The sequence below is a fragment of the Variovorax sp. GW458-11-26-14-LB1 genome (assembly GCF_059423965.1).
In genome coordinates this window covers 1-13,462 of the sequence record NZ_JBWKYW010000064.1, presented here as the reverse complement: position 1 = coordinate 13,462, position 13,462 = coordinate 1, and the positions used below count along the sequence as shown (strand labels likewise).

Genomic DNA, 13,462 nt, shown 5'->3' with positions numbered 1-13,462 from the left:
ATGTCCACCAATGCAGTCGTCGAACTCCTCGCGAAGGAGCTCAACCACCAGGGCGGCGTGTTCTGCCCCAGCCCCAAGGCCGACATGAAGCTCTGGAACAGCCACCCGAAGGTCTACCTCGATGTGGCGCGCACCGGCGAAGCCAAGTGCCCGTACTGCGGCACGGTGTACCGCCTGAAGGCGGGCGAGACCGTGTCCAGCCGCCACTGAGCGGCCAGGCGGAAAAAAGAAACCGGCCCTTGCGGCCGGTTTTTTCGTTTCAGCTTGGCTGGGCTCGGGGCCACAGGCCGCGCCACGGATCGGGGTCCTGCGATTCCTGCGCCAGCCGCAGGTAGACCATCGCGATCCACAGCACGGCCAGCCCGATCTGCGCATCGCGCATCGCCGAGTTCACGCTCGACGCGATGAGCGCGATGAGTGTCGCGGCCAGCGCGTAGCGGCCGGCGATGTCCGGCCGGCGCCAGGCCTGCCAGACGGCGACCAGCATGATCGCCAGCAGGCTCAGGATGCCCGGGATGCCGCTTTGCGCGCCGACCCAGAGGAAGTCGTTGTGCGGCATGTTGGAGTCGGCGAACAGCGCCGGGCCGCGCTTGTGCCACTGGTCGGTCCAGCCGCCGATGCCCCAGCCCGCGACGGGCTGGTCGGCAATCATGGCGCCGGTGTCGCGGTACATGTAGTAGCGGATGATCCAGCTGCCGTGGAACACGGCGCCGGTCTGCGCCTTCTCGAGCTCCTCGATGCCGGTCTCGACCTTCTGCTGCAGCTGCGGCAGCTGGTACAGGCTTGCGCCGATCACCACCGCGCCCAGGATCAGCGCCGCCGACAGCGCCTTCAGGTGGTTCTTCCACTGGTGCAGGCAGACCACCGGAATCACCAGCAGCAGCGCGAGCACCGAGGTGCGCGAGGTGAGCGGCAGCGCGACCACGGCGCCCAGCCCGAGCACGAGCGCGAAGGCCGCCAGTGCGCGCAGGGGCCGGTGCCCCGTGATCTGCGACAGCCCGTAGACCGCCGCGCTGGCCGCGACGATGCTGAACAGCAGCGCGTTGCTGATCGACTTGTTGCCCACTTCCATCACCACGCCGCGCAGCGCGCCCGGCACCGGAAGGCCCAGGCTGTAGTGCAGCACGATGAGCACGATGTTGAGCGCCGCGATCAAGAGGAAGCCGCGCAGCGCCCACAGTGCCTCCTCGCGCGTGAGCGCCATCGCCATCAGGAAGGTGAAGGCGATGCGCAGCCCGTGGAACAGGTTGGAGGGGGTCTCGGGGTAGTGCGGCCGCACGGCCAGCACGATGAAGGTCCACGCCACGTAGGCGACCACCGGCCACCACAGCGGGTTGGCGCGCAGCCGCGCATAGCGCTCGCGCAAGCCACCGCCCACCAGCAGGGCAAGCAGCAGCACGATGGCCGACAGGTAGGTGACGCCGACCGGCATGAACACCACCAGCCCCCAGAACATGGCCGCGGGCCGAACGATGTGCGATCTCTGCATAGGGCCGGGATTTTAGGTGCGGCCCCTCGGCCGAACCTGACTTGTCCCTGCGCACCCGAAGGCGCTCAGTGCGCTGCAGCGGCAGGGCCTTTGGCTGGCAGGCAGATCACGAAGCTCGCGCCGCCACCCGGCCGGTCTTCGCAGCGCACCGATCCGCCGTGGCGCTCGGCGATCGACTTCACCAGCGCCAGCCCCAGGCCGACGCCGCCGTTGCGCTCGCTGGCGCCGGGCAGGCGGTAGAAGGGCTCGAAGATGCGTTCGCGCAGCGTCGCCGGCACGCCCGGCCCGCGGTCGTTGACGCGCACCGTGGCGTAGCCGCCGGCGCTGCCGAGTTCGACGCTGATCTCGCCGGCGCCGTAGCGGCGGGCGTTCTCGAGCAGGTTGCGGATCGCGCGGCGCAGCAGGCGCGACACGCCCGGCACGGTGAGCGTGGCGTTGTCGGTGCCTTCGGCCAGGTCGAGTTCGGCGTTCACCTGCGCGCACTCTTCGGCCGCCAGGCCGGTCAGGTCGACGGCTTCGATGGTGCCCATGTCGGCCTCGCTGGCGTCGAGCCGGCTGGCCAGCAGGATCTCGTCGATCAGCTGGTCGAGCTCGCCGATGTTGCGCGAGATTTCCTCGCGCGCCGCCGGGCTGGGCTGGTCGCCCATGAGCTCCAGGCCCATGCGGATGCGGGTGAGCGGCGAGCGCAGCTCGTGCGAGGCGTTCGCCAGCAGCGACTTGTGGGAACGCACGAGCTGCTCGATGCGTTCGGCGGAGGCATTGAATCGCTTGGAGAGATCGGCCACTTCGTCTTGTCCTTCCTCGATCACGCGCGCCGAGAGGTCGCCCTCGCCCCAGCGCTGCACGCCGCGTTGCAGGGTCTCGAGCCGCTGGGTGATGCGCCGCACGATCGGATAGACGCCCAGCGCCACCGCCACGCCCACGAGCGCAATCATCCAGCCCAGCCCGAACGGGGTGCGCCAGGGCGCGAAGCCGCCGGTGCCGGTGGGGCGCTCGCGCGGCGCCACGCGCAGCGTCATGTCGCGGCCGTCGCTCAGCTGCACGTCGAACTCCAGGCCCTGGCCGGGCACGCGCATGGCCTTGCCGGTGCCGATGGTGCGGTCCTGGCTGTCGAGCACGACCACCTCGCGCGGCACCGGCGCCAGGCGTTCGCGCTCGGCCTCGGCGGCCACGCGCACGATCCAGTTGGCCATCAGCGTGAGGATGACCACGCCGCCGACCACCGCGAGCCAGATGCGGACGTAGAGGTGGCGGCGGTAGAGGCTGCGCAGCATCGCGGGGCGGTCCTGATCAGTCCTGTTGCTTGGCGAAGACGTAGCCCACGCCGCGCACCGTCAGGATGCGCTTCGGGTTCTTCGCGTCGACCTCGATGGCCGCGCGGATGCGGCCCATGTGCACGTCGATCGAGCGGTCGAAGGCTTCGAGCTCGCGGCCGCGCACGGCTTCCATGATCTGGTCGCGCGTGAGCACGCGGCCCGCGCGCTCGGCCATCGCCACCAGCAGGTCGAACTGGTAGGAGGTGAGGTCGGCCAGCGCGCCGGCCACCGACACGGTGCGCGCGTTGCGGTCGATCTCCAGCGTGCCGAAGCGCATCACCGTGGAGGCTTCGGCCTCGGTGGCGTTCTCGCTGCGACGGCGCAGCACGGCACGGATGCGCGCCAGCAGCTCGCGCGGCTCGAAGGGCTTGGGCAGGTAGTCGTCGGCGCCGATCTCCAGGCCGATGATGCGGTCCATGGGGTCGCCCTTGGCCGTGAGCATCAGCACCGACACCTTGGCCAGCGGGCCGGGCAGGGCGCGGATGCGGCGGCAGACCTCGAGGCCGTCGGTGTCGGGCAGCATCAGGTCGAGGATCACCAGGTCGGGCGCGTGCTGCTGCAGCTGCTCCAGGCCGGTGGCGCCGTCGCCGGCGTGGTTGAAGGCGAAACCCGACTGCGTCAGGTACTCGCCCACCATCTGCGCCAGGCGGGCGTCGTCTTCGATCATCAGGAGTTGGGGGGTGCTCATGCGCTTCATGGTCGTTCACCGGGAGCAAGCGGGCTTGAACGCTCCGTAAAGTTGGGTAAACGCAGCATCGCCCTGTCAACCTGGATCGCTGCGAAAAACATAGCGCCTCGCCCAGGTTGCGTGGGCGCCATGCGGCAATGATGACGTACCGGGGCGCGACTCGCGCGGTTCGTGTGTGTCAACACGCACCGCCGACCCCGGCGGGGGCCGGTCAGCCCGCGGCCTGCAGGCGCAGCCGCAGGGCCAGCGCGGCCGACAGCGGCAGGTCGATGGGCGCGTCGGCGCTGCCTGGGGCCTGGGCCAGCGCCTCGAACAGGGGCAGGGCGTCGGCCATCGGGTTGATGTCCTTCAGCGTGGCGGCGGCGGCCGAGCGCGGCGCGGTTGCCGCACCGTCGCCGACCAGCGACCAGTCGAGGCTGGCCACGGTGCGGGCCGTGCGTTCGGGTGCGATCACCAGCGCCACGGCCAGCAGGCCGCGGCTGTCGGTCACCGAGGCCAGCGCGCCGACCGTGGGGGCGTCGTAGCCCACCAGCAGCACCGGCGTCTGGTCGGCCGCGCACTGCACGGCCGCTTCGAGCAGGCCGGCGGCAAAGCTGTGGCCGTAGGCCGAGACGGCGTTGCTGGCCGCCATGCAGCCGGTGCCGATGGTCCAGTAGCCGACGGCCGCGTTGTGCACCGAGTTGTGGAACTTGGTGGGCGACAGCATCTTCGGGTCGCCCGCGAGCGTGCTGCACATGTAGTCGTTGATCGACAGGTCGCCGTGCGCCGACGTGAACACGCAGGGCACGTCGGCTGCGGGGCGGTCGGCGCCTGCGATGGCCGCGGCGGCCACTTCGAGCGCCAGCGCCACGGTGTCGGGCGCGCGGCGGCGCTCGGCCGGGGCCAGCACCTGCGGCGAGGGCCGCTTGGCGGGCGGATCGGCCAGCGCGCCTTCGCCGCGGAAGGCCGCGCGCGCGGCGTCCCAGCCGGGCAGCGTGGGGGTCCAGAAGGCGGGGCCTTCGATGTAGAGCGTCGGAGGCGTGTTCATGCGTTCACCGCCTTGCCGAAGACCAGCGCGCAGTTGTTGCCGCCGAAACCGAAGGAATTGGAGAGCGCGTAGCGCACCTCGCCCGTGGCGGGTTCGAGCTTGATCTGCGGGCCGAAGCCCTCGTCCAGCGTGCGCGTGTTGACCGTGCCCGGCATCAGGCCGCGCTCGATCGCCAGCAGGCAGACGACGGCCTCGACGATGCCCGCGGCGCCCAGCGTGTGGCCCATGAAGCCCTTGGTCGAACTGGCATGCGTGCGCGCCGGGAAGCGGCGCGCCCCCCCCGCCCCCACGCCCCGCCACCAGCGCGCCCTCGACCTCGTCGTTCTTCTGGCTCGCCGTGCCGTGCATGTTGATGTAGTCGATGGCGTCGGCGGCCAGGCCTGCGCGCGCCAGCGCGTCGTCGAGCGCGCGCTCGGCGCCCAGGCCCTCGGGGTGCGGCGTCGACATGTGGTGTGCGTCGCTGGCTTCGCCGTAGCCCAGCAGCTGCGTGGCGTTGTCACCCGTCTGCACGCGCTCGACCAGCGCGAAGCCCGCCGCTTCGCCGAGGCTGATGCCCTTGCGGTCGGCGTCGAAGGGGCGGCAGGGCTCGGTGGAGACCAGCTCCAGCGAGTTGAAACCGAACAGCACGCTACCGCACAGCGTGTCGGCGCCGCCGACCACGGCCGCGTCGGCCAGGCCCAGGCGGATCAGGCGCTCGGCCGAGGCGAACACCTTGGCGCTGGACGAGCAGGCGGTCGAAATCGTCTCGCTCGGGCCGTCGATGCCCAGCACCTGCTGCACGAACATGGCCAGCGAATGCGGGGTGTGGACGGCCGCGCGGCGCTGGTCCGGCGGAAAGTTGCCGTCGGTGTCGAGCTGCGTGTAGGCCAGCTCGGTCTCGCCGATGCTGGCCGTGGAGGTGCCGAGCACCAGCGCGATGCGCGTGGCACCGTACTTCTGGCGCGCGGCGGCTACGGCCTCGAGGAAGCCGTCGGCCTGCAGGCCCAGCCAGGCCAGCCGGTTGTTGCGGCAGTCCCAGAACGCGGCCGATTCGGGCAGGCGGACGTCTTCCAGGCCGTCGACGCGGCCGATCCAGGTCGGCAGCGGCGCCTCGCCGAAGTCGTTGGCGCGCAGGCCGCTGCGCGAGTGCGCGAGTGCGTCGGCGTGCGCTTCCTTGCCGACGCCGACGGCCGAGGTGGCCGTGTAGGCACTGATTTGAAGGGGAGAAATTCGGGACGGCACGATGGATGTGGGGGCAGGCGACAGGCGAAAGGGCGTCGGCGACAGAAGAAAAAGCGGGAAAGCGCAATTTTCACGCAATGAATGTCGCAGCCTACCAGCGTTGCGTATCAGGTTGCGTCGGCTGTTTCCTATAGATGACAGCTCCGGCGCAGGCCCTATTGACGCTCGCCGTCGCCTGTGCGGGCCGCCATGCGCGAGGCCAGCGCCACCAGCAGCAGCACCGGCACGCCCAGCAGCGCGGTGGCGGTGAAGAAGGTGCTGTAGCCGTAGGCGTCGACAAACGCGCCCGAATAACCGGCGATGAACTTCGGCAGCAGCAGCATCAGCGAGCTGAACAGCGCGTACTGCGTGGCCGAGTAGCTGATGTTGGTCAGGCTCGACAGGTAGGCGATGAAGGCTGCCGAGGCGATGCCGCCGGCCAGGTTGTCGGCCGAGACCACCGCGATCAGCGCCGTCAGGTCGTGCCCGCGCGTGGCCAGCCAGGCGAACAGCAGGTTGCTCGCGGCGCTCAGCACGGCGCCCAGCATCAGCACCCGCATCACGCCCAGGCGCATCGACAGCACGCCGCCCACGAAGGCGCCCACCAGCGTCATGATCACGCCGTAGATCTTGCTGACCGTGGCCACCTGGTCTTTCGTGAAGCCCATGTCCACATAGAAGGGGTTGGCCATGATGCCCATCACCACGTCGCTGATGCGGTAGATGGCGATCAGCGCCAGGATCAGCGCCGCCTGCCACTTGTAGCGGCGGATGAAGTCGGCAAAAGGCTCGATCAGCACGCTTCGCAGCCATTCGCCCGCGTTCTTCGCCTTCGGCAGCACGCGCCGCACCGGCTCGGGCGACAGCAGCACCGTGAGCACGCCGACCGCCATCGAGGCCGCCATGACGAGGTAGGCCGTCTTCCAGGCGCCGTTCTGGTACGCCGCCGCGCCGGTGACGGCCACGGCGGGCGCCACCTCGGCCCAGGCCGCGACCCACAGCACGCCGGCGCCGGCCCAGATCATCGCCAGCCGGTAGCCCGTTTGATAAGCGGCGGCCAGCGCGGCCTGCTTGCGCGTCTCGGCCGATTCGATGCGGAAGGCGTCCAGCGCGATGTCCTGCGTGGCCGAGCCGAAGGCCACCAGCAGCGCGCACCAGATCAGCGGCTGCAGCCCCAGGCGCGGGTCGTTCATCGCCATGCCGACGAGCCCGACGATCACCATGCCCTGCGCCAGCAGCAGCCAGCCGCGCCGGCGCCCGAGCAGTGTGGTCAAGGGCGGCAGCGGCAGCCGGTCGACCAGCGGCGCCCAGACCCACTTGAAGCCATAGGCCAGCCCGACCCAGCTCAGGTAGCCGATGGTGGTGCGGTCGATGCCCGCCTCGCGCAGCCGGAAACTCAGCGTGCCCAGCACCAGCAGCAGCGGCAGGCCGGCCGAGAAGCCCAGCGCGAGCATGCGCAGGGTGGCGGGTTCGAGGTAGACCTTGAGCGCGTCGCGCCAGGGCAGCGCGGCGCTCGCGGGGGCTTGGGTGGGTTCGGCGGGCGGTGCGGACATGAGTGGGGGATTGTCCATGAGCTATGGAGGACATCGGCGCGCCCGCTCGTCTCCATTTGTTCCTATCATCCGGGCACCTATGTGCACACGATGCGAACGCCCCCTTTCCGCCCTCTCCGAAGCCTCGGCATGGAACCCGCGCCGGGCCTTCCTGCTGGCCGCCGCCGGTGCGGCGCTGAGCGCGCCGGCGCTGGCGCAGGTCAACGTCGGCAATGCCTCGGTGGCGCGCAACCTCGTGCCCGCCGACCAGATCGAGGCGGCCGGCGTGCAGCAGTACGGCCAGCTGCTCGCACAGGCGCGCGCCAAGGGCGCGCTGGCCGGTGACGGCAACGCGCAACTGCAGCGCCTGCGCACCATCGCGCAGCGGCTCATTCCCTTCGCCCTGCCGTGGAACACCCGCGCGCGCGAGTGGAAGTGGGAGGTGAACCTGATCGGCAGCAAGCAGATCAACGCCTTCTGCATGCCCGGCGGCAAGATCGCCTTCTTCACCGGCATCCTCGAGCAGCTCAAGCTGAGCGACGACGAGGTCGCGATGGTCATGGGCCATGAAATGGCGCACGCGCTGCGCGAACACGCCCGCGCCCGCATGGCCAAGAGCGTCGGCACCGGCGCGGCGCTGTCCATCGGCGCGCAGCTGCTGGGGCTCGGCCAGGTCGGCGACCTCGCGGCGCGCGCCGGCACGCAGCTCATCACCCTGAAGTTCAGCCGCAGCGACGAAACCGACGCCGACCTCGTGGGCCTCGAACTCGCCGCGCGCGCGGGCTATGACCCGCAGGCCTCGGTGTCGCTGTGGAAGAAGATGGCCACCGCCTCCAAGAACCAGGGCGGCCTGAGCTTCTTGTCGACCCACCCGAGCGGGCCGGACCGCATCGCCAAGCTCGAGGCGAACGTGCCGAAGGTCGAGAACCTGTACCGGGCGGCTGCGCGCAAGTAGCTGCGCTTCCTGCCGCGCTCAGTCGGCGGTGATGTTCCCCTTCTTCACCACCGTCGCCCAGCGCTGCGCGTCCTTCTGGATCAGCGCGCCGAACGCCGCCGGCGTCGAGCTGGCGGGCACCATGCCCTGCGACTCGAAGGACTTCGCCACCTCGGGCGACTTCAGCACCGCGGCGATCTCCGTGTTCAGCCGCGCCACCACGTGGGCCGGCGTGCCCTTGGGCGCGAGCACGCCGTACCACATGTCGACGTTGTCGGCGGTCACGCCGGCCTCGGCCAGGGTGGGCACGTCGGGCAACTGCGGCAGGCGGTGGCCGCTGCCGGTGGCGAGCGCCTTGAGCTTGCCGGCCTGGATGTGCTGCAGCGCCACGTGCACCGGCAGGAACATCGCGTCGATGCGCCCGCCGAGCAGGTCGGTGACGGCGCCGGCCGTGCCCTTGTAGGGCACGTGCAGCAGGTCGGTGCCGGTGCCCTGCATCAGGAGCGCCATCGACAGGTGGTGCGGCGTGCCGACACCGGGCGTGGCGTAGGTCAGCTTGCCGGGGTTGGCCTTGGCGGTCGCCACCAGCTGCGCGAGCGAGCCGGCCTTCTGGGTGGCCGGGTTGGTCACCAGCAGCAGCGTGCCCCACGAGGTCTGCGACACCGGGGTGAAGTCGGCCACCGGGTCGTAGGCGAGCGACTTGTACAGGCCCTTGTTCATCACCAGCGTGTTGACCTGCACCAGCAGCGTGTAGCCGTCGGGCTTGGCGCGCGCCACCTTCTCGCTGCCGATGTTGCCGCTGGCACCGGCCAGGTTTTCCACGATCACCGGCTGGCCGAGCACGGCGGGCAGGCGGGCCGAGAGCTGGCGTGCGATCAGGTCGATGCCGGTGCCGGGCGTGTAGGGCACCACCAGCGTCACCGGCTGGTCGGGCCAGGCATGGGCCGCGGCGGCGCTGGCCGCAACCAGCAGGCCGGCGAAGGTCTTGCTCAGAAATTTCATCGTGTCTTGTCTCCGTCTTGTTCGGTGAATGTGCCGGCGCTCAGAGGTACGACGCGCGCGCCTTCAGCGCCGCCGGGTCGTAGCCGGCCACGCGCTTGTAGTGGTCCGAGATCGCCTGCAGTTCCTGCTGCGTGACGAGCTCGTCGAGGTTCTCGACGCGCCGGCCGCCCGAGCGCTCGAACACCTCGCGCAGGATGGTGTCGGGCGGGTTGCTGCGGTTGGTCAGCACCACGTCGGTGGTGGCCTTCACGCGCACGCGGTCGTAGGTCTCGAGCGCCGCGATGCCCACGCCTTCGCGCTTCATCGCGCCCGCCAGGAAGCGTGCGTCGATGATCGCCTGGCCCGCGCCGTTGGAGCCGCGCGGCACCATCGGGTGCGCGGCATCACCCAGCAGCGTGAGGCGTCCGTGGCTCCAGCGCGGCAGCGGGTCCTGGTCGACCATCGGGTACTCCAGGATGGTGTCGGAGGCCAGGATCAGCGCCGGCACGTCGAGCCAGTCGAAGTGCCAGTCGGCGAAGGCGGGCAGGAAGTCCTCGAGGCGGCCGGCGCGGCTCCAGTCGCGCATCGCGGGCTGGGGCGCGTGGATCTCGGCGACCCAGTTCACGAGCTGGCGGCCCTGGTCGTCGATGTCGTTGCGGATCGGGTAGATCACCATCTTGCCGACGGTGAGCCAGCCCGCGCGCACCATGCTGCCGCCCGAGAGAAAGGGCTTCCAGGCCGCGGTGCCTCGCCACATGTTGATGCCCGAATAGCGCGGCGCGCCCTCGTTCGGATACAGCTGCTTGCGCAGCGCCGAGTGGATGCCGTCGCAGCCCACCGCGACCGCGCCGTGCACCGGCGCGCGGCCATCGGCAAAGTGCACCGTCACGCCGTCGGCATCCTGTTCGACGCCGGTGCAGCGGTGGCCGCACTGCACGCTGTCGGGGCCCAGGCGCTTGCGCGTTTCGTTCAGCAGCACGGTCTGCAGGTCGCCGCGGTGGATCGAGTACTGCGGCCAGTCGTAGCCCGCATGCTGGCCGGCGGGCTCGCGAAACACGAGCTGGCCGTGCTCGGTGAAGAAGACCGCCTCCTGCGTGCGCACGCCCACGGCGTCGAGCGCGTCGAGCAGGCCCAGCTCGGACAGCTCGCGCACCGCATGCGGCAGCAGGTTGATGCCCACGCCGAGCGGGCGCAGCTCGGGCACGGCCTCGTACACGCGGCAAGCGATGCCGGCCTGGTGCAGGCTCAGGGCGAGGGTCAGGCCGCCGATGCCGGCGCCGAGGATGATGACTTCGTTAGGTGCGGTGCTCATGGGGTCCGTATTGGGACCGCAAACGAGGCATATGGGAAATTTAGATGTGATATGGATTTATCATGAATCCTTATGAACCTGACCACGCGCCAGATGCGCGCCTTCCTGCAGGTGGCGCGCATCGGCAACTTCACCCGCGCGGCGGAGCAGGCGCACATCACCCAGGCCGGCCTGAGCATCCTGATCCGCGAGATGGAGAAGCAGCTCGGTTGCCGCCTGTTCGACCGCACCACGCGCATGGTGAGCCTCACGCCGGCCGGCCGGCGGCTGTTGCCGGTGGTGGAGCGGCTCGTCACCGACCTCGATGACGTGGCCGCCGAGCTCGGCGCCGAGGGCGACGCGGCGCGCCAGACGCTGCGCATCGCGGCCACGCCGCTGGTGTCCTCGCACCTGCTGCCCTGGGTGTTCGCGAGCTTTCGCGCCGCGCATCCGCAGGTCGCGCTGCGCCTTTTCGACGCCGACCTGCGCGATGTGGAAGCGATGGTGGCCGCGGGCGAGGCCGACCTCGGCCTGGGCTTCTTTTTCAAGGCCGCGGCGGGGCTCGACCGCACGCCCGTGGGGCGCTTCGAGCTGATGCGCGTCACGCAGGCCGTGGCCGACGGCGAACCGGTCGGCACCGCGCCCTGGTCCGCGCTGCGCGGCGCCACGCTGATCGGCCTGCCGCCCGGCAACCCGATCCAGAAGGTGATCGAACGCCAGCTTGGCGAGATCGGGCTGGCCGATGCGCAGCGGCCCGCCTTCAACTTCTTCGGCACGCTGATCTCGATGGTCGAGGCCGGCTTCGGCACCGCCGTGATGCCCACCTTCGCGCTGGCGGCCTGCCGCCGTCACCGCGTGAAGACCGACGTGCTGCTGAAGCCGCGCGTGGGCATGGACTTCTTTCGCCTGACCAAGCGCGGCACGCAAGAGACCGAGGCGATGCGCGCCTTCAGCGAGACGCTGGCGAAGGCGCTGCCCGCGCTGTCTCGTTAGCCCTCAGACCATCGCGTTGTCGCCGCCGGGGATCTCGTGCGCCTTGATCTGCCGGCGCGTGAGCTTGTAGAGCGTGGACGACAGGAAGCCGTCCTGGTGGGTGTTCTTGGTCACGTTCATCACGAACTCGTCCTCGGGCGCCACGGCCTGCGCGCCCATGATCCAGCGCACGCTCTCGCGGTAGTTGTAGAGCACCTTGTCGTTGGCGTCGGCCAGCAGGGTCGACAGCGTGGCCATGGCGATGGCGTCGCCGTTGGTCGCGTGCTCGCGCACGAAGTCCAGGTGGCGGTGGCGCACGGGGATGTCGGACAGGTCGCTGATGAACATCAACGCGCCTTCGGTGGCGTCGTCGTGGCCCAGCTCGCGGGCCTTCAGCATGGCCTCGACCGCCTGCGCCTGCAGCGCGGGGCGCTGCGCCGCGGGCGTGGCGTCTTCCCAGGCCATGTCGTGGCAGAGGTAGCCCAGCTTGTAGGCCGCGACGCTGTTGCCGGCTTCGGCCGCCTGGCCGTAGCAGTGCATCGCCTGCTGCCGGTCCTTGGTGCCGTGCTCGCCGCCCGCGTGGAAGATGCCGAGCGTGAGCAGGCACGATTTGTCGCCGGCGGCCAGCCCCATCTCGAGGATCTCGAAGGCTTCCTGGTTGCGCGGCACGCGCCACAGCGCGCGCGCCAGGTCGTCCCAGTTCTCGGTGCCGGCGTTGCGTTCGCGCGCGGCCGCCAGCCAGGCGTTGCCGGTCGCCGCGTTGGGCACGAAGCCGAAGGCGCCCTTCAGGCTGCAGTAGCCGTGCAGGATCAGCGCGGTGTTGCATTCGTAGGCGTTGGCGCTGTTGCAGATGGCCTGGCCCAGCCAATGGCCGCCGGGGTCCTGCTCCAGGGCGACGTGCACCGCCATGTTCATCGCGTAGTCGTCGTCGATGGGGTGGTGGCTCTCGGCCTCGCGCAGGCAGGCCAGCGCTTCGGCGTGCTGGTCGAGCATGTAGTGGCTCACGGCCAGCCAGCGCAGGGTTTCCCAGCGGTGGTAGGGGTAGAGCGCCTCCTGGGCGCGCTGGCGCGTGGCGGCCATGCGTTGCTGGGCTTCGGCCGGGTCTTCGTCCTTGTCGACGCTGTTGCCCTGGTATTCGTCGCGCCAGATCTCGTGGCGCAGCCGGTCTTTCTCGACCTCGCTCAGGTGGGCGCAGGCGGGCGAGGCGATGAAGGCGCGCACGCGCTCGTGGCTGCCGCCCCAGCGCGGCTGCTGGAACCAGACGCACTGGCGCATGAAGAAGAACAGCCGCGGGTGCACGTGCAGCGTGGCGTGGATCCAGTAGGACGTGCCGCTGATCACCTTGCGGCCCTGCACGGGCGAGGGCAGGGCGGTGGGCGCGGCCTCGGGGCAGGCGACGCGCTCGTCGTGCGCCAGGCCGGAGCGCGCGAGCTGCGCCAGCAACTCGTCGCGGGTGGCCTCGTCGTCGTCCAGCGAAAAGTCGTGCTGCAACGGCTTGTCGGGCCAGCGGCCGCTGCGCACCAGCTCGGTCAGCCAGTCGGGCTCGTTGAAGGCCGAGGTGCTCTGCAGCAGCAGGGCGCAGGCGGTCCACATCGTGGGCGCGAGCGTGAGTGCGCGCAGCGCGGCCACGGCGCAGCGCGTGGCGCAGGCATGGGCGCATTCCCAGCCGAGCGCGGTGACCGTGCTGGCCCAGCCCGAACCGCGGTACTCGTAGGCCCAGTGGTACCAGTAGTGCGCTTCGCAGAGCCAGGCGTGGGCCGACTGCGGGCGGGCTGCCTGCCATGCCGCCAGGCGGGCCAGCCCTTCGGCGCCGTCGGCGGTGCAGCCGGCCAGGTCGTCGGGCAAGGCGCCGTAGTAGCGCTCTTCCTCGTCGCGATCTTGAAAGCTGGCGGCCAGCGCGTCGTCGAGCCGCTGGTCGAGCGCGGCGTAGTCGCCGGCGCGCAGCAGCGTGTCGATGTCGCAGAGCTTCCAGCGCGCGGGCGCGGGGGGAATCACGGTCGCTGCGGCGGGGGGCGTGTGGGTGGTCATGGGC

The 13,462-nt window shown here is 70.6% G+C and carries 10 protein-coding genes and 2 pseudogenes; 3 read left to right on the top strand and 9 right to left on the bottom strand.

Features of this window, described 5'->3' with window-relative positions:
- Positions 1 to 210: a zinc-finger domain-containing protein gene (locus AC07YS_RS28635; RefSeq protein WP_007836801.1), complete on the top strand. Its 210-nt coding sequence runs from the start codon at positions 1 to 3 to the stop codon at positions 208 to 210.
- Between the two features lie 49 nt (positions 211 to 259).
- Here AC07YS_RS28635 and AC07YS_RS28630 read toward each other — a convergent pair whose 3' ends face one another.
- The 6 genes and pseudogenes from AC07YS_RS28630 to AC07YS_RS28605 all read right to left on the bottom strand — a co-directional run bounded on the left by AC07YS_RS28630 (position 260) and on the right by AC07YS_RS28605 (position 7,291).
- Entirely contained in the window at positions 260 to 1,489 is a 1,230-nt protein-coding gene (locus tag AC07YS_RS28630) for an O-antigen ligase family protein (protein ID WP_495269723.1), read from the bottom strand.
- Between the two features lie 65 nt (positions 1,490 to 1,554).
- Entirely contained in the window at positions 1,555 to 2,763 is a 1,209-nt protein-coding gene (locus tag AC07YS_RS28625) for an ATP-binding protein (protein WP_447740224.1), read from the bottom strand.
- A gap of 16 nt (positions 2,764 to 2,779) precedes the next feature.
- Positions 2,780 to 3,502: a response regulator gene (locus tag AC07YS_RS28620; RefSeq protein ID WP_062476797.1), complete on the bottom strand. Its 723-nt coding sequence runs from the start codon at positions 3,500 to 3,502 to the stop codon at positions 2,780 to 2,782.
- Positions 3,503 to 3,704: 202 nt separating this feature from the next.
- A pseudogene (locus tag AC07YS_RS28615) lies at positions 3,705 to 4,388 on the bottom strand (beta-ketoacyl synthase chain length factor); the annotation flags it as partial.
- A gap of 128 nt (positions 4,389 to 4,516) precedes the next feature.
- Positions 4,517 to 5,741, bottom strand: a pseudogene (locus AC07YS_RS28610) (beta-ketoacyl-[acyl-carrier-protein] synthase family protein).
- A gap of 155 nt (positions 5,742 to 5,896) precedes the next feature.
- Complete coding sequence (locus tag AC07YS_RS28605) at positions 5,897 to 7,291, bottom strand: AmpG family muropeptide MFS transporter (protein ID WP_070063493.1); 1,395 nt, start codon at positions 7,289 to 7,291, stop codon at positions 5,897 to 5,899.
- Positions 7,292 to 7,352: 61 nt separating this feature from the next.
- Here AC07YS_RS28605 and AC07YS_RS28600 point away from each other — a divergent pair, with 61 nt between their 5' ends.
- Positions 7,353 to 8,207, top strand: coding sequence for a M48 family metallopeptidase (locus tag AC07YS_RS28600; protein ID WP_159278868.1), 855 nt, complete (start codon positions 7,353 to 7,355; stop codon positions 8,205 to 8,207).
- Positions 8,208 to 8,225: 18 nt separating this feature from the next.
- Here AC07YS_RS28600 and AC07YS_RS28595 read toward each other — a convergent pair whose 3' ends face one another.
- Together AC07YS_RS28595 and AC07YS_RS28590 are read right to left on the bottom strand one after the other, a co-directional pair.
- The gene (locus AC07YS_RS28595; RefSeq protein ID WP_495269724.1) at positions 8,226 to 9,188 is read right to left on the bottom strand and encodes a tripartite tricarboxylate transporter substrate binding protein; all 963 of its coding nucleotides are present in this window, start codon (positions 9,186 to 9,188) and stop codon (positions 8,226 to 8,228) included.
- A gap of 40 nt (positions 9,189 to 9,228) precedes the next feature.
- A complete protein-coding gene (locus AC07YS_RS28590) occupies positions 9,229 to 10,479 on the bottom strand; it encodes a flavin-dependent oxidoreductase (protein ID WP_495269725.1) in 1,251 nt (416 codons plus the stop codon).
- Positions 10,480 to 10,551: 72 nt separating this feature from the next.
- Here AC07YS_RS28590 and AC07YS_RS28585 point away from each other — a divergent pair, with 72 nt between their 5' ends.
- Positions 10,552 to 11,451, top strand: a complete 900-nt coding sequence (locus AC07YS_RS28585) for a LysR family transcriptional regulator (RefSeq protein ID WP_495269726.1) — start codon at positions 10,552 to 10,554, stop codon at positions 11,449 to 11,451.
- Between the two features lie 3 nt (positions 11,452 to 11,454).
- Here the strand turns inward: AC07YS_RS28585 and AC07YS_RS28580 are convergent, their stop codons facing one another.
- Positions 11,455 to 13,458, bottom strand: coding sequence for a DUF4034 domain-containing protein (locus tag AC07YS_RS28580; protein WP_495273902.1), 2,004 nt, complete (start codon positions 13,456 to 13,458; stop codon positions 11,455 to 11,457).
- Positions 13,459 to 13,462 lie beyond the last annotated feature (4 nt).